This is a genomic window from Peribacillus sp. SRI_006 (assembly GCF_057586375.1).
This window is the reverse complement of sequence record NZ_JBYCZT010000012.1, coordinates 78,307-101,487: the sequence shown is the minus strand read 5'-3', so window position 1 is coordinate 101,487 and position 23,181 is coordinate 78,307. Positions and strand designations below refer to the sequence as shown.

At 41.8% G+C, this 23,181-nt stretch carries 23 protein-coding genes and 2 pseudogenes; 18 read left to right on the top strand and 7 right to left on the bottom strand.

The window, feature by feature from the left end:
* The first annotated feature begins 106 nt into the window (after positions 1-106).
* Positions 107-976: an RNA polymerase sigma-70 factor gene (locus AC2YHV_RS18365; protein WP_487373782.1), complete on the top strand. Its 870-nt coding sequence runs from the start codon at positions 107-109 to the stop codon at positions 974-976.
* A gap of 84 nt (positions 977-1,060) precedes the next feature.
* Positions 1,061-1,522 carry a carboxymuconolactone decarboxylase family protein gene (locus AC2YHV_RS18360; protein WP_054399644.1) on the top strand — a complete coding sequence of 154 codons (462 nt, stop codon included), beginning with the start codon at positions 1,061-1,063 and terminating at the stop codon, positions 1,520-1,522.
* Between the two features lie 83 nt (positions 1,523-1,605).
* Here the strand turns inward: AC2YHV_RS18360 and AC2YHV_RS18355 are convergent, their stop codons facing one another.
* From AC2YHV_RS18355 to AC2YHV_RS18345, 3 genes are all read right to left on the bottom strand, one after another.
* A complete protein-coding gene (locus AC2YHV_RS18355; RefSeq protein WP_053536275.1) occupies positions 1,606-1,833 on the bottom strand; it encodes a hypothetical protein in 228 nt (75 codons plus the stop codon).
* Positions 1,833-2,153 carry a YbjQ family protein gene (locus tag AC2YHV_RS18350; protein WP_034304199.1) on the bottom strand — a complete coding sequence of 107 codons (321 nt, stop codon included), beginning with the start codon at positions 2,151-2,153 and terminating at the stop codon, positions 1,833-1,835. Before AC2YHV_RS18350 ends, AC2YHV_RS18355 begins: the two co-directional genes overlap by 1 nt.
* A gap of 315 nt (positions 2,154-2,468) precedes the next feature.
* Positions 2,469-3,164 (bottom strand): response regulator transcription factor, encoded by a 696-nt coding sequence (locus AC2YHV_RS18345; protein ID WP_487373781.1) that lies wholly within the window; start codon positions 3,162-3,164, stop codon positions 2,469-2,471.
* Between the two features lie 375 nt (positions 3,165-3,539).
* On the opposite strand from AC2YHV_RS18345, the gene AC2YHV_RS18340 reads away from it, so the two are divergent.
* The 5 genes from AC2YHV_RS18340 to AC2YHV_RS18320 all read left to right on the top strand — a co-directional run bounded on the left by AC2YHV_RS18340 (position 3,540) and on the right by AC2YHV_RS18320 (position 8,627).
* Positions 3,540-5,297 (top strand): LytS/YhcK type 5TM receptor domain-containing protein, encoded by a 1,758-nt coding sequence (locus AC2YHV_RS18340; protein ID WP_487373780.1) that lies wholly within the window; start codon positions 3,540-3,542, stop codon positions 5,295-5,297.
* Positions 5,294-6,040 (top strand): LytR/AlgR family response regulator transcription factor, encoded by a 747-nt coding sequence (locus AC2YHV_RS18335; protein ID WP_487373779.1) that lies wholly within the window; start codon positions 5,294-5,296, stop codon positions 6,038-6,040. The genes AC2YHV_RS18340 and AC2YHV_RS18335 overlap by 4 nt, the downstream gene beginning before the upstream one ends.
* 141 nt (positions 6,041-6,181) lie before the next feature.
* Positions 6,182-7,975, top strand: a complete 1,794-nt coding sequence (gene cstA / locus AC2YHV_RS18330; protein ID WP_063575196.1) for a carbon starvation protein CstA — start codon at positions 6,182-6,184, stop codon at positions 7,973-7,975.
* 144 nt (positions 7,976-8,119) lie between these two features.
* Positions 8,120-8,275: a DUF1540 domain-containing protein gene (locus AC2YHV_RS18325; protein ID WP_082854535.1), complete on the top strand. Its 156-nt coding sequence runs from the start codon at positions 8,120-8,122 to the stop codon at positions 8,273-8,275.
* Positions 8,276-8,405: 130 nt separating this feature from the next.
* On the top strand, positions 8,406-8,627 hold the full coding sequence (locus AC2YHV_RS18320) for a hypothetical protein (protein ID WP_487373778.1): 222 nt from the start codon (positions 8,406-8,408) through the stop codon (positions 8,625-8,627).
* Here AC2YHV_RS18320 and AC2YHV_RS18315 read toward each other — a convergent pair.
* Both AC2YHV_RS18315 and AC2YHV_RS18310 read right to left on the bottom strand, forming a co-directional pair.
* Positions 8,608-9,258 carry an O-methyltransferase gene (locus AC2YHV_RS18315; RefSeq protein ID WP_487373777.1) on the bottom strand — a complete coding sequence of 217 codons (651 nt, stop codon included), beginning with the start codon at positions 9,256-9,258 and terminating at the stop codon, positions 8,608-8,610. The genes AC2YHV_RS18320 and AC2YHV_RS18315 overlap by 20 nt on opposite strands.
* Positions 9,245-9,577 carry a hypothetical protein gene (locus AC2YHV_RS18310; RefSeq protein WP_487373776.1) on the bottom strand — a complete coding sequence of 111 codons (333 nt, stop codon included), beginning with the start codon at positions 9,575-9,577 and terminating at the stop codon, positions 9,245-9,247. Before AC2YHV_RS18310 ends, AC2YHV_RS18315 begins: the two co-directional genes overlap by 14 nt.
* 190 nt (positions 9,578-9,767) lie before the next feature.
* On the opposite strand from AC2YHV_RS18310, the gene AC2YHV_RS18305 reads away from it, so the two are divergent.
* Together AC2YHV_RS18305 and AC2YHV_RS18300 are read left to right on the top strand one after the other, a co-directional pair.
* A complete protein-coding gene (locus AC2YHV_RS18305; RefSeq protein WP_262871398.1) occupies positions 9,768-10,328 on the top strand; it encodes a TetR/AcrR family transcriptional regulator in 561 nt (186 codons plus the stop codon).
* A gap of 35 nt (positions 10,329-10,363) precedes the next feature.
* Positions 10,364-11,719, top strand: a complete 1,356-nt coding sequence (locus AC2YHV_RS18300) for a DHA2 family efflux MFS transporter permease subunit (protein ID WP_487373854.1) — start codon at positions 10,364-10,366, stop codon at positions 11,717-11,719.
* Between the two features lie 47 nt (positions 11,720-11,766).
* On the opposite strand, the pseudogene AC2YHV_RS18295 reads toward AC2YHV_RS18300, so the two are convergent.
* Positions 11,767-12,195: pseudogene (locus tag AC2YHV_RS18295) on the bottom strand (MarR family winged helix-turn-helix transcriptional regulator).
* Between the two features lie 97 nt (positions 12,196-12,292).
* Complete coding sequence (locus AC2YHV_RS18290; protein ID WP_063575198.1) at positions 12,293-13,384, bottom strand: low temperature requirement protein A; 1,092 nt, start codon at positions 13,382-13,384, stop codon at positions 12,293-12,295.
* A gap of 219 nt (positions 13,385-13,603) precedes the next feature.
* Here AC2YHV_RS18290 and AC2YHV_RS18285 point away from each other — a divergent pair.
* The 9 genes and pseudogenes from AC2YHV_RS18285 to AC2YHV_RS18245 form a co-directional block, all read left to right on the top strand.
* A pseudogene (locus AC2YHV_RS18285) lies at positions 13,604-13,931 on the top strand (NADPH-dependent FMN reductase); the annotation flags it as partial.
* A gap of 371 nt (positions 13,932-14,302) precedes the next feature.
* On the top strand, positions 14,303-16,369 hold the full coding sequence (locus AC2YHV_RS18280) for a BglG family transcription antiterminator (protein WP_487373775.1): 2,067 nt from the start codon (positions 14,303-14,305) through the stop codon (positions 16,367-16,369).
* Positions 16,366-16,632, top strand: coding sequence for a PTS sugar transporter subunit IIB (locus tag AC2YHV_RS18275; RefSeq protein WP_048883162.1), 267 nt, complete (start codon positions 16,366-16,368; stop codon positions 16,630-16,632). Before AC2YHV_RS18280 ends, AC2YHV_RS18275 begins: the two co-directional genes overlap by 4 nt.
* Positions 16,633-16,649: 17 nt before the next feature.
* A complete protein-coding gene (locus AC2YHV_RS18270; RefSeq protein ID WP_053536259.1) occupies positions 16,650-16,916 on the top strand; it encodes a PTS sugar transporter subunit IIB in 267 nt (88 codons plus the stop codon).
* A 31-nt stretch (positions 16,917-16,947) separates the two neighbouring features.
* Positions 16,948-18,216, top strand: coding sequence for a PTS ascorbate transporter subunit IIC (gene ulaA / locus AC2YHV_RS18265; RefSeq protein ID WP_063575201.1), 1,269 nt, complete (start codon positions 16,948-16,950; stop codon positions 18,214-18,216).
* Positions 18,217-18,334: 118 nt separating this feature from the next.
* The gene (locus AC2YHV_RS18260; RefSeq protein WP_268937611.1) at positions 18,335-19,180 is read left to right on the top strand and encodes an HAD family hydrolase; all 846 of its coding nucleotides are present in this window, start codon (positions 18,335-18,337) and stop codon (positions 19,178-19,180) included.
* A gap of 773 nt (positions 19,181-19,953) precedes the next feature.
* Positions 19,954-20,979: a LacI family DNA-binding transcriptional regulator gene (locus AC2YHV_RS18255; RefSeq protein WP_098863908.1), complete on the top strand. Its 1,026-nt coding sequence runs from the start codon at positions 19,954-19,956 to the stop codon at positions 20,977-20,979.
* 207 nt (positions 20,980-21,186) lie between these two features.
* Positions 21,187-21,954: an SDR family NAD(P)-dependent oxidoreductase gene (locus AC2YHV_RS18250; RefSeq protein WP_223255775.1), complete on the top strand. Its 768-nt coding sequence runs from the start codon at positions 21,187-21,189 to the stop codon at positions 21,952-21,954.
* Positions 21,955-21,989: 35 nt separating this feature from the next.
* Positions 21,990-23,177: an iron-containing alcohol dehydrogenase gene (locus AC2YHV_RS18245; RefSeq protein WP_487373774.1), complete on the top strand. Its 1,188-nt coding sequence runs from the start codon at positions 21,990-21,992 to the stop codon at positions 23,175-23,177.
* The last annotated feature ends 4 nt before the right edge of the window (positions 23,178-23,181 follow it).

Here is a 23,181-nt window from a genome sequence, read left to right as displayed (position 1 = left end):
TAGGATAGTCTGGTCTATTTAGGTGAAGAAGGATAAATGATTGGGTTAGAGAATAATTAGTGATAGGTTTTCGAAAAACGAATTTGATAGAAAATAGGTGAATCAAGTGGATTTGGATACATTATATAAGACATATCGACCTTTTCTTTTTTCCATCGCATACCGGATGCTCGGATCGGTTACCGATGCAGAAGATATCGTTCATGATTTATTCCTGCAGCTTAAGCTTGATACCGACGAAATTAAGGACATGAAAGCATATCTTGCGAAAATGACGACAAATCGCTGTCTGAATTTTTTAAAGTCAGCCCGTAAGAGAAGAGAGGTTTACACAGGTCCTTGGCTGCCAGAACCTCGGGTAAACGAAACAGATCAGCCTCTAGATAAGGTCGTAACGGATGAAACGGTTGCATATGCCTTCCTCGTTTTGCTGGAACAGCTTTCACCTGTTGAAAGAGCGGTTTTCGTGCTTAGGGAAGCATTCACTTACAGCTATGAAGATATCGCCGAGATGCTGGAAAAGAATGAAGTGAACTGTAGAAAGATCTACAGCCGGGCGAAGCGGAAATTACAGAATGATAGGCCAGTCCATCCGGAGGATACGAAACATGTCGATCTTTTGGCAAAAAAATTCATAAAAGCATCTGCGACAGGAAACTTTGAGGAGTTTTTGGACCTTCTTACAGAAGATGTTGTCCTTGTTACTGACGGCGGAGGAAAAGTGCTTTCTGCATTAAACCCAATTGTAACCAGACAGCGCGTATCCGCCTTTCTTAAAGGCATTTCCGCTAAAGGAGGCTTCATAGGAGAACTTCTTCCGGTGATGGTCAATGGCCAGGAGGGAATTTTGCAAATGAAAGAAGGAAAGCCTACCAAAGTCATCTGCTTTGAATTAGATCCAAAACAAAAAAATATCCGCAAAATCTTCATTGTTACCAATCCTGATAAATTAAATCATATTCCTGATATAGATTGAGGGGTCTTTTTTTGAATGTCACAAATCAAACCTCTATTTTGTCTTATAAGTGGAACCTAAAAAGATTTAATGGAGGAGATAGACATGGAACAACGGATTAACTACATGAAGACAAATCGTGAAGTGGTCAAATTAATGATGGGTTTGGAGGAGTACAAGAAAACAACGGAAATCGATAGCGCATTAATCGAATTGATAAAAATTCGCGCTTCCCAAATCAATGGCTGTGCGTACTGCTTGGATATGCATACGAAGGATGCCCGGGCAATGGGTGAAACGGAACAAAGAATTTACTGTTTGAGTGCTTGGCGTGAAACACCATTCTATTCTGATTCGGAAAGGGCAGCGCTGGAATTGACGGAAGCGGTCACGGCCATTTCCGCAAACGGTGTACCTGATGAACTGTATGAGAGGGTCCGCCTGCATTTTGATGAAAAACAATATATCGATCTCGTTACCATAATCATCACCATCAACGGCTGGAACCGATTGGCCATTTCAGCCCAAAACATACCAGGGCACTATAAGCCTGTAATGGAAAAATAATGTTGTTATTAAACCCTCTTGTATGGTTACAAGGGGGTAGAAAAAACAAAAAGCCACGTTTTTCATAAAACGTGGCTTTTAAATTATTTTTCTTTTTTATAAAAGCGTTCACCCGTATCAGGATTATAATATACCCTTGTTTTTTCTCCTGTCACGGGGTCTATATTTATTTCATCTGTCGATTGAAATCCATCAGGAACTTTTACACCGTGATTGCGTTTAAACCGTTTATCATAGATAAAGTATCCAAGTAAAATGCATAAGATAGCTATAATAATTTGCAATATATAGTACCCTATGATGAATTTCATTATATTTTCTCCACAATGACGGCGGTTCCATATGCAACGATTTCGCTCATATTCGTACCGATTTCCCCAGAATCATATCTCATCATTATAATTGCGTTTGCACCCATTTCATTGGCATTTTTTATCATACGGTCCATAGCTTCTTTTCTTGAATCTTCAAGCATCGCTGTATATTGCTTGATCTCTCCGCCTACCAGGGACTTTAACCCTGCCATGATATCGCCGCCAATCCCTCTGCTTCTTACAATTAGACCGAAGGCAGGCCCTTTTACCTCTACAATTTTGTATCCTTCAATTTTTTCTGTGGTAACTACCAACACATTAATCGCCTCCGACTTATTTACTTTATTATGAAATTTTCCTGAACTGAAAGCATAAACAAATGAGCTTATATATTACATGTAGTTCCTTTTTTATCAAGCGCAATAATCATTCCTTTAAATTTTAACATAATATAAGCGTTACCCCTCTTAACAATGGGTAACATATTTCGGGTAAGCATAAAAAATCCCATTTCGCAGAAAAGAAATGGGATTAAATTCATCAGTGTTTTTACTGCTGTTTTTTGATTGTTATATATGTGTAGATTTATGATGCTCATTGCATACCTTCAAAATGAATTTCGCTTTTTATTTCTAAAAGTACTTTAAATTGCGGTTTTCCATCTTCACTTCATGAAGAATTTCATGCAATTTATTTTCATAATGCAAACTGATTAATTGTGATCTGGAGGCCACGTCTAATTCTTCAAACAGTTTATTTATATGGTTACGAACTGTAGAAACGCTAATATGGAGATTATCAGCTATTTCTTTATCTTTGAGACCTTGCGTTATATTCTGGATGATTCGCAAATCAACATTATGCGGTTCCCTGGTGAATAAAGACGATCTATCTGTTTTTATTATTTCTTCAATTAATAATTTCTCACGGTAGACATGTAACTCGTAGGAGATTTGATTAGCGAGCATTTCAGAAATCATTTTGAAATTTTCACTATCATCCGTTGTGAATATACCTACATAGCCTTGCAATTCCTTATTTTTAATTTCATGGAAGGGGGAAGATATAACACTAAAATTCTTTCCGGAAATTTGATTTTTAGTTTTTACAGTAGTATTTTGCAATGAACTTAAAATAAATGCATTATTTTCAACAGATTCTTCTATAACCAATTTACATAAATCCTTATTTTCATCATTACTTTTTGCGTATAAAACATTTAGCTCTTTATCAAAGATAAATATAGTAGTTTCAAAATTAAATTCGAAATTCTTAATGCTATTCAATACTTTTTTACTGATATAAATGATTTGATTTCTCAATTCCATATTCATACCTCATACTCGTTCCTAAAATGATATAACCTGTTTACTTTCCTCGTTTAACAATAAACTATTTTTGGGCGTGTAGGGTTCCAAAAATGACTACTGCTATTTCAGAAATGATACCGATCATAAACCTTCCAATCAGGTAGAACAGAAGTAAGCGTGACAAAAGCTTTAAGGAATTGATGACAAGTTATTTCATTCTATTGAAAAAGCCTTGGGATTTATAGGCTTTTTTTAGATTGAATTATATTCTAGCTTTTTCTCCGATATGGTCCCTCATTTTTTCCATGTTCTTGAAATCGTAAAAACAAAATTCGACAAGGATTTCATGGCTGGTGTAAGATAAATGAAAAAGCCAGAAAAGGGATGAATGCTTTGGTTGATTTATTACCGTCGCTGTTTGAAAAAGTGGGGATCATCGTGATTGCTGCCTTCCTGCTTTCTTATATGAAACCCTTTCGGCAAATGATAGGCCATGAACATGAAATGTCGAAGAAAATCATGCTTATCGCACTTTTTGGAGCATTCGGCATCATAAGTAACTATACGGGAATCGAAATCGGAAACCATGCCATGCCGGATGGTGATTGGCATGCTGAGATTGCTCCCGATAACGCGATTGCCAACACAAGAATTATGGGCGTGGCTATCGGCGGTCTGCTGGGAGGACCCTTTGTTGGGTTGGGAGTAGGTTTGATTGCGGGGCTTCACCGTTATTTTCTCGGGGGCTTTACGGCGGGGGCTTGTGCGGTCGCTGCGATTTTGGCTGGGATTTTATCGGGTCTTTTGGGGAAAAGGCGGCGAAAGCATGGGACGATCACCCCTTGGTTTGCCCTGCCCATTTGCATGGCATTGGAAGCGATCCAAATGGGCATCATCCTGGTGACGGCCAAACCCTTTGAAAGGGCGTGGGAGCTCGTACAAGTAATCGGGATTCCCATGATCATCATCAATGGATTCGGGACTTTACTTTTCATGCTCATCATTCAGTCGATCACAAGGGACGAAGACCGGACTCGGGCCGTACAAACCAATCTTGCGTTCCTGATTGCGGATCAGACTTTGCCCTTTTTCCGGCAAGGCCTGAATCAAACTTCATGCAAGAGAATAGCCCAAATCATCTTGGGGCTGACTGAAGCCGATGCCGTGGCCATTACCAATGAACATAGCGTGCTTGCCCATGTTGGAGCTGCGTCAGATCACCATGTTCCTAAGGTGGGGATAGCGACAGGCTTAACGAAGCAAGCCCTTGAACATGGGAAAATCATCGTGGCCAAAACAAAAAAGGACATTTATTGCTTTCATGATCAATGTCCATTGCAAGCGGCCGTAGTCCTGCCGTTGCAGGTCCAACAGAAAACGGTCGGGACTTTGAAGATGTATTTCAAGCATCCGGATAAATTAAGCCAAGTGGAACAAGAGTTAGCTGAAGGATTGGCCAAACTATTCTCCACTCAATTGGAACTCGCTAAAGCGGAAATGCAAACGAAATTATTGAAAGATGCTGAAATAAAAGCATTGCAAGCACAGGTCCATCCTCATTTTTTATTCAATGCAATCAATACGATATCCGTTCTATGCCGGACGGATGTCGAGAAGGCAAGAAGTTTATTGCAGGAGCTCAGTGCCTTCTTTCGCTCTAATTTACAAGGGGCCCGACATATACTGGTGCCGCTAGAAAAGGAATTAGAGCATGTTAACGCATATTTATCACTGGAGCAGGCGCGTTTTCCAGATAAATATCATATCGATTATCGCATTGAGCCAAGGCTTAAGGAAGTTCTCATCCCTCCATTCACATTGCAGCCACTTGTTGAGAATGCTGTCCACCATGCATTTCCACATGTGAAAAACAAAGGTCAAATCATCATCCGCGCATACTTTAAAGACGATGCGATGCATATTGTTGTCGAGGATGACGGAAAAGGGATTCCGGGCGGGAGAATAGATGAATTGGGCAAGCGTGCTGTAGAATCGGCTAAGGGAACAGGAACGGCCCTTCATAATATCAGTGAACGGCTGGAAGGGATCTATAAAGGTCAGGCCAGTCTCTCGATCGAAAGTGAAGCGGGACACGGAACCAAAGTGAACATATCAATACCACTCAACGAGAAAGGAGTATGGCAACGATGATGAAAGCATTTATCGTAGAGGATGAACCACTGGCTAGAGATGAATTGAAATATCTATTGAAGAGAAGCAGGCAAGTTGAGGTCGTGGGTGAGGCCGAGGGGATAGAAGATGCCTTGAGGGATATCTCCCGCCTTAAACCTGAACTTGTCTTTTTGGACATTGAGCTTGCAGATGGCAATGGTTTGCAGTTGGCTAAGCAATTGGCGGAACTTGACCCCGCACCTTCGCTCATTTTTGCGACCGCTTATGATGAGTTTGCCCTCCAAGCCTTCGAGTTATATGCATTTGATTATTTATTGAAGCCCTTTAATGAAAAAAGGATACGTCAAACATTGGATAAGCTCATGAAGCAGCGTCAAATCGGGAAAGAAGAATCCGGAACAGCGGCGCCCGCCAGCCGAATGGCGGTGGAACAGACAGGTAAATTGGCTGTAGAAATAGATGATCGGATCGTTTTGATCGACCGGGACCATATTTTGTTCATAGGTCTCGTGGAAGGAAAGACGGTCATTAAAACCGGGAAAAATGAATATAAAATCGGCGACCCTCTCATCGTGCTTGAAAAGAAGCTCGATAAGCACTCATTTTTACGGGTGCATCGCAGTTTTATCGTGAATGTCATCCATATATCCGAAATACAGCCTTGGTTCAACTCGACTTACAATCTCATTATGAGTGACGGATCAAACATCCCGGTAAGCCGGACGTATGTGAAGGAGCTAAAGCAGCTGATCGGTTTTTAAAAATTTTCATAATTCTGCATTTTACCTTCATCATAATGCAGTCCATCCCTCGATATTTGCATTATAACTTGAAAACCCATTGAATTCGCTTTCATTGTGATATCATTTTTTTACGATGTAAGTAATAGAGGGGGTTCAAATATGAATGCGGTTACAATTGTCATAGGCTCCATTTGTATATTAATGATTGCCTACCGTTTATACGGGACATTCATAGCACTCAAAGTATTAAAACTTGATGATTCCAAGCCGACACCGGCCCATAAATTAGAAGATGGAAAAGATTATGTTCCAACAAATAAATGGGTGGCATTCGGCCACCATTTTGCAGCCATTGCAGCGGCTGGTCCTTTGGTGGGACCCATCCTTGCTGCACAATTCGGGTATTTGCCAAGTTTATTATGGCTTCTGATCGGGGCTGTAATCGGCGGAGCCGTCCATGATGCCGTCGTGCTTTTCGCGTCGATGCGTAAAGACGGCAAATCCCTTTCGGAAGTTGCGAAAGAAGAACTTGGACCTGTAGCAGGCTTCTGTACAGGACTCGCGATGCTTTTTATCATCACGATCACGATGGCAGGACTTTCAATGGTCGTTCTGCATGCTCTGGAAAACAATCCATGGGGGACGTTCGCTGTCGGGATCACCATTCCGATCGCCATGGGTGTAGGGCTTTACCATAAAAAAACCGGCAACCTGAAAGGGGCGACCATCGTCGGGTTCGGGCTCATCATGGCCGCAATTTTACTTGGGCCGAACATTCAAGGAACGGCACTTGGCGACTTATTGACACTTGAGGCGAGCACACTTGCCATCATTTTGCCGATCTATGCTTTCTTCGCTGCCGCCTTGCCTGTTTGGCTGCTGCTGGCACCTCGTGATTACCTGAGTACATTTATGAAAATCGGTGTATTTGCCGCATTGATTATCGGCGTTTTCGTAGTGAATCCAGAAATCCAGTTTCCTGCGTTTACCGAATTCATTAATGGCGGGGGCCCGATTGTAGCCGGTCCTGTTTGGCCATTCATTTCAATCACCATCGCCTGTGGCGCGATTTCAGGATTCCATGCATTTGTCGGATCCGGTACAACTCCAAAAATGTTAAACCGATGGAGTGATATCAAATCCGTTGGTTTCGGAGCGATGCTTGTGGAATGTGTCGTTGCCATCATGGCATTGATTGCTGCGGTTTCACTGCAGCCAGGAGATTATTTTGCGATTAACTCCACACCTGAAGTATTTCAAACATTAGGTATGGAAACCGTACACCTTGACGAACTCAGTGAAGAAATCGGCATTAATTTGGAGGGACGGACAGGCGGGGCAGTTACACTTGCTGTCGGCATGACCTATATTTTCACCGAAATCCCCTTCTTTGACAAACTGGCTTCGTTTTTCTTCCAATTCGTCATCATGTTCGAAGCGGTGTTCATATTGACTGCAATCGATTCAGGGACACGTGTTGCCCGTTACTTAATCCAGGACTTCTTCGGGGAGTTCTATAAACCATTAAAACGAGTCGACTGGCTGCCGGGGAACATCTTCGCCAGTGCATTAGCCTGCTTTATCTGGGGATACCTGCTTTACTCTGGGGACATCGGTTCGATCTGGGCACTCTTTGGCGTATCCAACCAGCTCATGGCTTCGATTGGACTCATCATCGGTGCGACCGTCGTACTGAAAATCGCAGACAAACGCTGGTATATCTGGACATGCCTCGTACCCCTTGCCTACTTATATGTAACAGTCAATGTCGCAGGGTACTGGATGGTGAAAAACGTATACCTGAACCCGGACTCTGCAGGATTCAGCATCTTGAACGGAATATTATCGATCACCATGTTAATCCTGGGCTTGATCATCCTGGTTGCCGCCTTGAAAAAATGGCGGGAGCTTTGGAAAATCCCTCAAGCAGAACTATTGAAAAGATCAGCATAAGCATATAAAAAATCCGGGCGGAAACTGCCCGGATTTTTGTTCGTTATGATGCCCACAATTAAAATCAAGACACCAAAACCTGAAAAAGGAAAGTATCAATCACCCCAACTTTGTTAATGATAGCAAATGAGGAGGTGTGATAAGATGGCAAAAGATGTTCTATGTGAAGTGAATAATTGTAAATATTGGGATTCTGGAAACAAATGCAGTGCAGATGCTATTTATGTTGTCAGCCATAAAGGGAACCATGCATCAAATAGCAAAGAAACGGATTGCAAAACATTTGATCCAGAAATTTAAAACATCGGGGGTAACCATCAACTGGTTACCCTCTTTCATTTTATTATTGATAATAAAAATCATTTTCATTCAAGAATATAGAAATTCATTTTATTTTTCTTCATGAAAAGGATATTTGGGTGACAATATCGTGAGTTTGAGCGATAAATTTGAAAGTTTGATCGATAAAATCAGAAGTTTGTTCGATATCCCCGTGAATTCGCCGTTTACTCGTGAATTTGAGCAGTTTACTCGTGAATTTGGTCAGTTTACTCGTGAGTTTGAGCAGTTTACTCGTGAATTTGAGCAGTTTACTCGTGAATTTGGGCCGTTTACTCGTGAATTTGCACTATTTACTCGTGAGTTTGATTGATTACTTTTGAAAGGGTCAGCCCGTCACCGATTGGGATTAGCATGGATTCCAGTTGAGGGTGTTTGGCCACGATTTCATTGAATGCCTTCATAAAGGCAGTGTGACGTTTAGGTTCAGCATCCGGATCTGCGACACTGCCCCTTGCAAGTACGTTATCCATGACGATTAAAGCGCCTGGCTCTGCCAGTTTAATGCAATATTGCAGGTAATTTTCATAATTGTCCTTATCAGCATCTATAAAGAAGAAATCAAATTTCTTGTTATTACGAGCGAGTTTTTCAAGGCTTAGCAGGGCTGCTCCGGTCATATAGGATACTTGATCGCCAAAGCCAGCTTTGGATAGATTGCGATAAGCTAACTTTGCGTATTCCTCCTGTAACTCAAGGGAGGTTAATTTACCTTCGCTGCCGAATCCCCTGGCAAGGCAAATCCCGCTATAGCCTCCAAGAGCGCCTATTTCCAACACATTTTTAGCTCCTGAAATGGATATAAGCATGGTAAGAAGTTTTCCAGATGAGGGAGATACCGAAATGGACGGCATTCCGTTTTCTTGTATGGACGCAATGACTTCTTCCAAAAGATCATCTTCAGTATAAAATAATGAATCGATATAACTGTTAATTTGTTTCATTCATTTCCATTCCTTTCTCATTGGAAGTTTCCTTTTCTTCACTGCCCTTTTCGGCTGCTTCTTCATTTTCTTGTATTTCGAATAATTGAATGAATTCGTTGATTAACATATCAATCGCTTTTAATTCACCGACTAAGATTTGCTGAATGGATTGAAATTCTGGTTGATCTAACTGTTCCTTAATGGTTGAACGTTTAAGGTTCATCATGTCTAAAAAAGCGATGGCTCTTCCGCGGCGAAACGTTTTTGGGCCACGATGGTGTGCAGCATGGACTTTTCCTCTGTGATGTACATCTTTTTTGGATTTTTCATTTCTCATAGGAAAACCTCTTTCCGTATACATATGTATACAAAATGTCAAATGGCAATCGAATAGAAAAATTAAATTAAAAGTTTGTCTAAATTGTGAATTCGTTATTTAGAGGGGCAAAAAAGTACTTACATTCAAAGATTTTTTTTTGTTATAGTTACAAATAGACCGGTTGGTATGGCGGGGGTGTGCTACGGATATGGATACAAAATCGTTGATAATCGACAATGCAACGATTCTTTTCCAACAAAAAGGATATAAAGGTGTTGGACTAAGCGAAATCTTAAAAGTATGCAATGTTACGAAAGGTTCGCTTTATCACCATTTTCCTAATGGAAAAGAGGAATTATTAATCGCTTGCCTTCATTCTTTGAATGAAGTTATTACGATGGATATCGTGGATATTTTTGAACGATATCCGACAACGTTTGAAGCGACAAATTACATGATTGAAAAGCTGATCGTCAATTTAGAAAGGGAAGGGACGATTACGGGTTACACATTTAGCAGCATGGTAAGTGAAATGGCCACATTAAGTGATCCCGTACGAAAGGCTTGCGCCGATCTCTATGCGAAAATTCAGGGGATTTATTTTAAAAAGCTATTGGAAGATGGATATCCAAAAGAGTCAGCTTCCAATATGGCATTGATGATGACAGCCACTATAGAAGGGGCAATGATGCTTTGTTTGGCCGAAACATCGGCAAAGCCGCTAAAAGTAATTTCGCAATTGTTACCTAATATTTTGAAGGAGTTTTAACAGTGGATAATAAACATATTAAAACAGGACCGATAATGGCTGCTCTTTTGGTAGCAGGCTTTGTTGGGCTTTTTAGTGAAACCGCATTGAACATCGCCTTAGGTGAATTGAGCCACATTTTTGGCGTGGATGCGACGACAATACAGTGGCTTGCAACAGGCTACTTTTTAACGCTTGGTATTTTAGTGCCGGTAACAGGAATTTTAATGCAAAAATTCACAACACGCCAAATGTTCATGGCGTCTTTATTCTTTTCGATTATCGGAACGGTCATTGCTGCAGTAGCACCGGTTTTTAGCGTGTTATTGACGGCCCGTGTCATTCAGGCAGCTGGACTGGCTATCATTTTGCCATTGACGCAAAGTGTCATTTTCACGATTTTTCCACCGAATAAACGCGGCGGGGCAATGGGTGTGATGGGCTTAGTCATCTTGGCGGGTCCAGCATTCGGTCCTACATTGGCAGGGATGATTTTAGATACGTTATCATGGCCTTGGATATTCTGGTTTACGATTCCATTCTTGTTATTCTCGCTTATCTTCGGCTATATCTATATTCCGAATGTCAATGAAACCAGGAAAGTATCAATCGATATTTTGTCAGTTGTGTTATCGACGATTGGCTTTGGTGGAGTTGTATACGGTGTAAGTGTAGGCGGGGATCATGGTTGGACGAGTATGACGGTAATTGGCATGATCATCGTTGGATTGATCGCCCTGATTCTCTTTGCAATCCGTCAAACGAAGATGGAAAACCCAATGTTGAATTTAAAAGCATTCAAATACCCGTTATTTGTGCTGGGCCTTGCGATGAACATGATTACGTTCCTTAACATGTTATCGATGCTGGTTGTGTTACCCATGTATATGCAAATGGCGCTATTGGTATCTGCGTTCGCCACTGGGCTTATCATGCTGCCTGGCAGTCTATTAAACTGTGTTTTTGCCCCGATCATCGGCCGGCTATTCGATAAATATGGACCACGTGCCGTAATTACACCAGGAACGATTCTGGTCGTCATTGGCTATGGGCTATATGCAATGTATGGAACGGACACAGCACTATGGATCATGGTTGTTACGCATATCGTGATGATGCTTGGCATTGGCATGGTACTTGCTTCCGTACAAACGAATACATTGAATGCATTGCCAAAACAATTCTATCCGGATGGCATTGCGATTACGCAAACATCTCAACAAGTATCAGGGGCAATTGGCATAGCGGTCATGGTTTCGCTATTCTCTGCGAAGCAAAATGGCTATTTGACTGATGTAGCAAATGATTTACCAGCAGCTGCTGCCTCTGGTTCATCACTTGTATTTAAAATTAGTTTGATTTTCGCCATCGTGAATGTGTTGCTTTCATTGTTCATGAAAAAACCGAAGTAACAAAGATAGAAAAACAGATCACCATTCAAACGGGTGATCTGTTTTTATTATTTTTGAACCTTACTAAGAAAATCCAAAAGCTGCTGTTTTTCCGTTTCATTCAAGTTGGCAAACTGTGATGCCTGAAAATGCTCTTGTTTTGGAACGACTTCATGAAAAAACTCTTTACCTTCCTCAGTCAATGACAGGTACTTCGTTTTCCATTCCTGTTCCCGTTTAATCAAACCCAACTCTTCCATTTTCCTTAATAGTTGAGTGATATTGCCTTTCGTCACAAAAAGCTTGTTTGCCAGTTCCTGCTGAGACAATCGTTCATGGGAACCCACTTGAACCAAGATATCGAATTGGGCTGCCGATAGATTCCATTTCTATAAATGTTGATTGGATTCCCGGATACTCTGGTTATATATCCGTGTAATCCGGAACCATAACATTAAACCTAGTCTTTCCTCATTATAAGATGTGGAGGGATGCATGAAGGTCACCTCATACTTTCTTTGTTCCAATCTGTTTATGAATAAACCAATTGTGTGTCAGTATTATCGTTAAATACTCGTTTCTTTGATCCCTTTATTATGTAGTCGTTAGTTTAGCATAGATGATAAAGAACAATGTTAATTCGGCTATTATCACAATATTCGGTACACCGACAAACAAATTAAAAATAAAAAAGACGGCTAAAATCCCTAAAAATAACCCTAAATGATATATTTGCAACCGCTGGTGCTTATGTCTATATTGGTGGAAAACAAACGTTGCTGACATGAAATAGAGCAATACGGAACCAAAAACAAAATAGAGGATAAATGAATAATGGACCTCATGTAAAAACAATAACCTGATGGCTGCTGCAATCATGCTTATAGACATTAAAATAAACAGATGACCGTAAATGATGATTTGGCCGGAAGATTGTACAGACTTGTCGACTTTCTTGTCCATATTATCGAAATATTGCCACCACATGGCTATTATCAGGGCAAATGAAATGATGGAAAAGGCTATCGAATCCCAATTTCCTTGTTTAGGTTGAATGACCGCAAGCGTGCTTACAAGAGCTTCCCCAAAGAGAATGATGGTAAATAGGCCAAAGCGCTCCAACAGGTGGGCCGTATTTGTAGGAACCTTTTCCAAGCACTTTCTTCCAAGGATCGGGACAATGATATCGACCAGGATGCCCAAATACAACACAGCATACCGAAGCCAAGAATCAAAAAGGACGGATAATATTGAAATGGCGATTCCAATCCAAAAATACCTTCCCAAAAAGAGTGCTGCCTTTTTTCGAAATCCCTCTTCTATCCGCTGTACAACGAGATATTGGATAGCCGTAACGGCTCTTAAACCAATATAACCAATTAAAAAAGAAAGGTAATAAGGATCAAAATCTGCAGATAAGCTTGATGTCATGATCAGGACAAAAAACATTTGCAATATCAAAAATAGCCGTTGATGAAATACATCCTTTCCAAACCGGTTAATAAATATGGTTTGCCCTACCCAAGCCCACCAGATAGGAATAAAAATCAGCACGAACTTTAATAAATACTCTGGATGGATATATCCATCTTCAACATGCAGTAAAACATGAGTTGCGCCAGCAACGGCCGCCACAAATAACAAATCATAAAAGAGCTCTAACCATGTAACTTTCTTTTCATCCATTTCTGTACTCCTCCCAACGCCTTATAGGTTATAGTATGTTGGAAACATTCGGAAAATGGAAGGGGTCCAATATAACTTTGGGGTAAGATATGAAGTTCTTTTTTTCCAATATTAAGTTAAGCCAAATTTAGTACATACAAGCGTGTAATTAGGAATAACGTCACTTTTTTACTTTTGGTATATTGTGGTACTGCATGAGATAAACAGGGAGGGAAGTAGATGACCAGAACCATCGGCCTTATTTGCGGCAGTTTACGGGAAAATCCTTATAATCGAATCATTGCGCAAATATTGATAGATATAGTTGATTCGTATCAATTTCGCTGGATCGAAATTAATGATCTTCCGTTGTTTAACAAAGACCTAGAAATTAGTGGGGTTCCAGAAACAGTGACATCATTTAAAATCCGCCATCCAGGACGTCGACGGTATCATTATCGTAAGTCCTGAGTACAATTCTGGAATGCCAGACGTATTAAAAAATGCATTGGACTGGGCATCAAGACCTCGTGAGTCCGCCGTTCTTACCAAAAAACCAGTTGGCCTTGGCAGACAGTCGGCGGAAAGGGAGCGGATTTCTGAAATCAAGCTACTTCTTTTTGGGTTTTGTAAAATATGAACGTTGATTTCCCTTTCATTTTGATTAGATGAAGCCCTTTAAAACGCCTCATTCCCCCCCCTCAACTTTCATCCCCGAATCCCCTTTATACCTTGTCCTCATGACCTCACTTGCCTCCAAACTGCATATGTACAGACCTTCCAAATATAGCCTGTATTGAAAACTGATTACATGCAGTATTGTGCACAAATGTTTAAAGAGTATATTATTGTGCAGTAACCATGACAACATTCGGACTGAGAAACGCTACATTTTTAATAAGAAGTGAGATATCGTAGAAGCAAGGAGAGGGATTGAGAATGTTTTTAGATGAAAGAAGCGCCAATTTACTAAAACTATTACAGCATTCGCCCATTTCAAAAATGAAAGAACTTGAAGCCCAAACAGGTCTGACGAGAAGGCAGATTCAATATGGATTGAGCAAAGCGAATGACTGGCTCCAATTTCATGGATATCAACCGATTCAATATAATCGTGAAATGGGCTACTCCTTTTCTGAAACAATCAGGGATGAAGAATTGAATGTAAAACTGACAAAACGCAATTATATATTTTCAGAGACAGATAGGGAAAAGGTTTTTTACCTCATGATCCTGTTAAGCCAAGAAGAATTATCCGTCTATCATTTCCAGACGATCACCGGGGTTTCGCGAAATACGGTGCTGAAGGATTTAAAAAGACTTAAAGAGAAAAACAGGGACATATCGCTCAAGATCCAGTATTCCAAACAAGATGGCTACGTGGTGATTGGGGACAGCCGAACAAAGAGATATATCATTGAACGTCTCGTGCATGATGTACTGAACAGTCCCAATAGTGAATGGATCATGGAGTGCATATGGGGAAATCATGAAAAGCAAATCGGCTCGATCCGGTTGCAGCTTGAAAGGGCCGAACGTAAATTGGGCATCACCTTTACGGATGAACGGCTTCATGAACTGAGCTATTTATTTCTATGTACAGATCAGCTCATAGGAAAAGGGGAAGAGTTACAGGCCGACCAGAGCTGGGCGCCGTTTGTTGCGACGGAAGAATACAAACTGGTCGAGGAGATGACCGGGACGGATGCCTTTCAATCAGTATGGAGCGAAACGGAAAACTTATATGCAGCCTTACATTTATTGAGCATGAATCGAACGAAGGATATTTCCCCTCTTAAGGATGATGAAGTCATTCAACACCTTTTGCAGGAAATCGTGGAAGAGTTCGAGAGGCTGGCATTTGTTCACCTGAAAGACAAAGAGCAGCTATGCCAGCAATTATACGTTCATTTTAAACCGGCATATTATCGCCTGCGGTATGGTCTCCCGCAAATGAATCCGATGACGGGACGGGTGCAGAAGGTCTATCCCGAACTGCATCATTTGACAAAAAAATCCCTGTGGGTGTTGGAGAAAGAGGTTGGCTGTCCAGTATCGGAAGAAGAAGTGGCCTATTTCACGATTTATTTTGGCGGATGGCTGCGCAGGCAAGGCACAACATTGGATGATCGAAAACGGGCGATTGTCGTATGCCCGAATGGTATCGGCATCAGCAATATCCTCATTTATACATTGAGGGAGTTATTTCCTGATATTTTGTTCCTGGATGTTTTGTCCGTTAGAAATGCGGCTGAATACCCGCTGTCATATGATCTTGTTTTCTCGACGGTGCATATGAGAACAAAAGCGGCATTATTCGTTGTACCGCCGATTTTGGAAATGCAGGACAAACATACATTGCGCCAGCAGGTCATGCAGGAATTGTATGGATATACGACGGAAAGTGTGGATGTTGCAGCTTTATTAAAGATCATTTCCCAGTATGCAACCATCCATGAGCAGGATCAGCTTGAAAAGGCCTTGAAGTCGAATGTGTATACCCATACACCAAAAATAACCCAATTTTCTTTAAAGGAGGCAGAGAAGCCCGTGTTAGAAGAACTGCTCAATATGCAAACGATCCAATTACAGCAGCAAGTTTCCGATTGGAAAGAAGCGATTCAAGTCGCGGCCAAGCCTCTCGTGGACTTAGGTACCGTCGAAGAACGATATGTGGATGCCATGATCGAGGCCATAGAAACGAATGGACCATATGTAGTGATAACGCCTGGAGTGGCGATTCCCCATGCACGCCCGGAGCAGGGGGTCAGGTCTTTATCCATGAGTTTGCTGAAATTGGACGAAGCCGTGGACTTTGCTCCGGATAAACCGGTTCGCCTGATTATCATTTTGGCGGCCGTAGATAACGATTCGCATCTGCGGGCATTGATCCAGCTCACTCAATTATTGAATGATCCGGCCAATATAGAAGAAATAGTAAGCACTTCAGATAAATCGGTCCTTATGGAGTACGTTCATAAATATTCGAAGGAGGAAGCGGAATGAAAATCATGGTGGTATGCGGAAACGGATTGGGAAGCAGCTTCATCATGGAGATGAATGTGAAGAAAGCATTGACGGAAATGGGGAAGACGGCCGAGGTGGACCATACGGATCTGGCATCCGCAAAAACGGTTCAAGCTGACATTTTCCTGGGGGCAGCGGATATTGTCGGCCAGCTGGATGATGGAACCCGGACGATCGTCACACTGGAGAACATGATGAGCATCCCTGAAATCAAATCTAAATTGGAAATGCATGTAGGATAAAAAAAGGAGAGATTGATATGAAGAAAATCATGGTAGTATGCGGAAATGGATTGGGAAGCAGTTTCATCATGGAGATGAATGTGAAGAAAGCATTGACGGAAATGGGGAAGACAGCCGAGGTGGACCATACGGATCTGGCATCCGCAAAAACGGTTCAGGCTGATATTTTCCTGGGAGCGGCGGATATTGTCGGTCAGCTGGATGATGGAACCCGGACAATCGTCACACTGGAAAACATGATGAGCATTCCTGAAATCACATCGAAATTGACTTCACATCTATAAGAAGAAAACATAAAGAAGAGGGGGAGAGGCAATGCTGGAACTTATCATGAATGACATCTTGGGTACACCTTCCATACTTGTGGGGCTGTTTGCCCTCATTGGACTGCTGTTACAGCGGAAATCCAGTGCGGATGTCGTATCCGGAACGCTAAAAACCGTCATGGGCTTCATTATCATCGGAGCGGGAGCGGCAGTGCTCATTGGCGCCCTTGATATATTCAGTAAAATGTTCGATCATGCATTCAACGTACAAGGCGTCATACCGAATAACGAAGCCATTGTCGCAGCCGCCCAAAGTGATTTTGGGACTTCGACTGCACTTATCATGGTATTTGGGATGGTTGTCAATGTTTTGCTTGCTCGTTTCACGCCATTTAAATATATATTTTTAACGGGACACCATACCTTATTCATGGCTTGTTTACTTGCAGTCACCCTATCCGTCGGCGGGCTCAGCGGATTTCCGCTTATCTTGGTCGGCTCCATTCTATTAGGAGTATGCATGGTGTTGTTCCCAGCCCTCCTTCAGCCATACGTACGGAAGATTACCGGCAGCGATGATTTTGCCATCGGCCATTTCGGGACTATCGGATATTTCGTATCCGCGAATGTGGGAAAATGGTTTGGAAATAAGGAAAAAACGACAGAGCAAATCAAGGTTCCCAAGTCTTTAGGATTCCTGAGGGACACATCGGTCGCTGTATCGCTTACGATGACGATGTTCTTCGTGATCGTCGCATTGTTTGCCGGGCAGAACTATATTGAAACGGAATTATCCGGCGGTTCGAACTTCATCGTATTCTCTTTCATCCAGGCGATAACATTTGCTGCGGGAGTCTACATCATCCTTGCAGGAGTACGGATGTTAATTGCTGAAATCGTCCCTGCATTCAAAGGGATTGCCGATAAAGTGGCGCCGAATACAAAACCTGCATTGGACTGTCCGACCATCTTTCCATTCGCTCCAAATGCAGTGATCATCGGGTTTCTATTCAGTTTCCTGGCTGGACTACTATCCATGTTCCTCCTTCCGGCACTTGGATTGAAAGTAATCGTTCCTGGGCTCGTACCGCATTTCTTCACCGGAGCTGCAGCAGGTGTTTTCGGAAATGCCACGGGAGGCAGACGCGGAGCGATGCTTGGATCGTTTGCCAACGGACTCATCATCAGTTTCCTGCCGGCAATACTCCTGGTCTTCTTGGGGGATGTAGGGTTTGAAGGCACCACATTTGGTGATTCGGACTTCGGTGTGGTAGGTCTCTTGATCCTGAGTGTCATGAAACTTTTAGGATTATCCTAAACTGTTATACTGATAAGGTACAGAAATAAAAATATATGAATGAAACCAACAGCCTAAGATCTTATAGATAATGGGCTGTTGGCATTTTATCATCATTCTGATTTTTGAGGTGATTGGCATGGCCAACAAAGCAATTGTGCTTGATTTGGATGGCACGACATTGAACGAAAGAAATACTGTGAATGAGACGCTGGAACAATACATAGGCGAACTTAGGGAAAGCGGTAAGCTGATTTTCATTGCAACAGGAAGAACGCTGGAAGAGGTGAGGGACGTTTTGCCGGCCGGCATGGAGGCCGACGGAATGGTGACCGCCAATGGAATGTCCGTATTCATCGGAAAGGAACAGATTGTCGAACACGCCCTGTCGACGGAACTTGTCGAAGAATTGGTCGCCAAAGCAGGAGCGGAAGAGATTTTTTACGAAGTTCATCCGAACGAAGGAACACGGATGGCATTACTTAAAGATAAAGACTATATGGTTAAACAAGGTTTGAAACCAAAACCTGAAACAGTCGATGAAAATGAGTGGCTATCAAGACAGGATGCAGTCGAAGACAAAATAAGATGGTCAGAACAACTGGATATAAAGAGCGTCGCCAAAATCTACTTTTTCAGCAATGAAATGAATACGATTCGAAAATGGAAAGCGGAGTTGGGGAAAATCAAGCAGTACAATGCCTTTACCACAGCTTCCTCCACCCATCATAATGTAGAAGTGACCGTGGAAGGCATCACAAAAGCAACAGGCGTTCAACTGCTGCTGAAACACTTTCAGCTAGCACCCGAAGAAATCCTGGCAGTAGGCGATGGCGAAAATGACCTCCCGCTATTTAAACTCGCCGGACATTGCGTTGCCATGAAAAACGCCACTGACCTTGTCAAAGAACAAGCCGATGAAGTGACGGAGTATTCATATCGAGAAGATGGACTGTATCGCTTTTTAAAGGCAAAGTTTCACTGAAACCTGGAAGAGCGAGTGTCTTACGTTCCAAACAACGTATGAATTTTGACAACTTAATTATGTCTACAAAACGGGTTCGGAATGGTATCATTCCGGACCTTGATATTAAACAAGATTCCTTAATGGTTTTAAACTGTTTGAAACCCTCAAAGGATTGAAGAAATTTGCGACACTCCTGCCGAATAACTGGCTAGCCGAGACCCCACAGACGCTTTCTTTGATGAGGCTTGGCAGACAGCCGGCGGAAAGGGAGCGGATTTCTGACATCAACTGGAACGTGTTTTAATTTGTCTACAGTCTAGAAGTTACAGCAGTTTATAGACAAAAAGAGATTCATCTAAGTTTTAAAGGCAAAGTTGATTGGAACGGAAGGTACGAGACTCCTGCGGGAAAAGCGTGTCCAGGGAAGACCCCACAGGCGCAAAGGCGCCGAGGAGGCTTCCGGACCGCCCGCGGAAAGCGAGTGCCCTACGTTCCAATCAACGATTTTTGCAAACTCAATTAATATCGAGCTTATCTCAAGAGCCCATCTATAAAGATCGGCTCTTTTTCCTATAGAATAAGATGAGCAACAAACGCTTACTTTAAATCCTCATATTTTCCGAAAAATACAACCTGACGCAATCCAAAACCCAAAACAGTTCCATAACTGGAAGTAAAATTTTAAATATTATGATATATTAAAGGGAAATCATAATGTTTATATTGATATAAATACGTTATTTTAGTTTCCTAGGATAACAATTACTAGACGTAGAAAGGATTTATGAAGCATGAAGAGAGTGACGACAGAAGATGTGGCCAAAATAGCGGGTGTTTCACAATCAACCGTTTCCAGGGTGCTGAATGATTACCCCTATATTAAGAAAAATACGCGTGACAAGGTTCTTGCTGTCATTAATGAACTGGGATTTACAAGGGATGAAATAGCCAGAAGCCTTGTTGAAAAAAGAACCAAATCAATAGGGTTGATATTGGGGAGCATTTCAAATCCATTCTTTGCCGAAACGGCAGAAGTCATCATAGAAAGGGCACAAGAATTAAAATATGATGTCATCGTTTACAACACGGGGCATAAAGATGAAAACTTGGAACAAGCCATTAATTTGCTGATTGGCAAAAGGGTAGAGGGAATCATCCTTACAAGCGTGAGTAAAAATTATACTGAAAAAATTAAGAAGTTACATGATAATGGATTTCCCGTATTATTATATAATAGTTTCCTCGATATCAAGGACGTTAATTTTATCGTAATGGACAATAATAAAGGTGCCAGGCTCGCTGTTCAGCATCTAATAAAATTAGGACATAAAAAAATAGCGAAAATATCCGGCCCATCCAAATACTTGGCAACATATGAACGAACGGTTGGTTATAAAGAAGAGATGATGGAGAACGGGTATGAAATTGATGAAGGCTTGATTTTCAATAGCGAATTTTCCTATGACAAGATTTATTCATTTACAAAAAAACTGCTGAAAAAGAAGGACAGGCCGACTGCAATCATAGCCGCATCCGATCAGATGGCTCTCGCAGTCCTAGATGCAGCTTCAAGCCTGAATTTGAAAATCCCTGCTGATTTATCGGTTGTTGGGTTTGATAATATAAGATTGTCCGCAAATGAATTCATAGGTCTGACCACAATATCCCAACAAATGGATCAAATGTCTTTAACAGCTCTGGAAAAATTAATCTTTCTCATCGAAAATAAAGAAACATCATCTTCATCCATACAAATTTTCCTTAAGCCTGAACTGATGGTCCGTAAAACAACAGGGCCAGCCCCCGTACAAGATTAAGGGGAATGGCCGGTTTTGGATCGGACCTTATGTGTATTCACTTTCATAAAAATCAGGAATTTTTAAAATTTTACTATTTACAAAAGTCAGAAAGTTGTTTATATTTTAATTTGTAATCGCTAACAAGTATTTTGCATGATTTTGAATACGTATTCAAAATCATGCAAAATGAAAAATCGCCTCTATGAGGTAAAGATAGGTGATAGATTGGATATAAATCATTTATTTAATTTAAGCGGTAAAGTGGCCATCATAACAGGTGCAAGTAAAGGAATCGGTAAAGACTTAGCCCATTTGCTTGCGCAGGCCGGTGCCGATATAGCAATAGTTGCCCGCAATAAACAGCAACTTGAAGAAGCAGCACATGAAATCGGGCAAACCGGTGTAAATGTTTTACCCGTTTCATTCGACTTAACAAAGGTTGAAGAAACGGCACAAGTAATGGAAGGGATATACAAACACTTCGGTAAGATTGATATTTTAATAAATAATGCAGGAATAAACGTGGCAAAGCCAGCTGAAGTGTTGACATCGCAAGAGTGGGACACCGTCCTGGACATTAATTTAAAAAGTGTATTTTTTACGAGCCAAGCGGCAGGGAAGTATATGATCGACCAAAAAAAAGGCAAGATCATAAACATGTCTTCGCAAATGGCATTCGTCGGTTATTACAAACGGGCTGCATACTCCTCCAGTAAAGGAGGAATTACACAGTTGACGAAAGCGCTCGCGATAGAATGGGCACCGCATCAAGTCAATGTCAATGCCATTGCTCCAACCTTCATTGAAACACCGATGACCAAGCAGATGTTTGAAGATGAAACGTTCAAAGATGAAGTATTGAGCAGGATTCCGCTTGGCAGACTTGCTAAAACGGAGGATTTATTTGGCGGCGTGGTTTACCTGGCATCAGATTGTTCAGATATGATGACAGGTCAAACATTGGTGGTCGATGGCGGTTGGACCGTCTGGTGAGTTTTTTGAATACGTATTCAAAAGGAGGGTGAATGATGTCTATAGCTCAAAATATAATCCAAGATTTTCGAATGCCGACAGTTTTCCGGGTTGGTGTTGGGGCATTTACGACGTTAGTAAAGGAAATTGAAGAGCTGGGAGCCAAGAAGGTTGCGATTGTAAGTGACAAGGGTCTGGAAAAAGTTGGCGTTGTTCAAAAAGTGTTGGATCATATTAAGCCTCTATCCGTACCAACCATTACATATACGGAGATATCGGGAGAGCCGACGTTTCAGCTATTGAAGGAGGCCGTACTAACGCTAGATGCCGAGAAATGTGATGTAATCATCGGAATCGGCGGGGGAAGTGCGCTGGATGTAGCCAAAGCAACAGCAGCTTTATGTGGGAAAGACGATATAACAAGTTATCTTAACGGTGAAAAAGTGGTGAAAACGAGAACGGTTAAATGCATTCTTTTGCCGACAACTTCAGGAACAGGTTCGGAAGTGACGATGAATGCCATTTTCGGTGATGAGGAGCAGCAAGTAAAAAGAGGGATCGTAAGCCCGGTATTCCTTCCGGATGTAGCGATCATCGATCCGGAATTGACCATTTCCTGCCCGGCACGAGTTACTGCGGCATCAGGGGTGGACGCCTTTACACATGCCATTGAATCTTATATTGCCATCAAGGCTACACCGCTTACGAAAGTTTATTCAGAGAAAGCAATGAAATTATTTCCTTCGAACATTACGAGAGCTGTCCATAACGGAAATGATTTGGATGCACGGACAGGAATGAGCTGGGTAAGTTCATTAGCGGGTGTGGCTCTAGCAAATGCAGGGGTTGGGGCGGTTCATGCACTGGCCTATCCGCTAGGCGGTAAATACCATATTGAGCATGGTGTCGCAAATGCCCTTTTAATGCCATTCGTTTTCGAAGTGATTGGGAAGACATGCACGAAAGAAATGATGGAGGTAGCGTCCTTCTTACAGTTGGGTGATTTCAAATCACAGCCAAGCGAAGCATTGAAGGAAGTTGTTGATTATATGTATCAGCTTCTGGAGGATCTTGATTTACCTACATCGTTATCAGAACTTGGGATTGAAGAGGAATCATTACCGATGCTGGCGGAACAGGCGGCCAAAATTGATCGCTTGCTATCGAACACTCCTTATAAGCTAAATGAACAAAAGATTCTCGGAATCTATCAAAGCGCCTTTAAAGGAAGGGTGGGAAACTGACTTG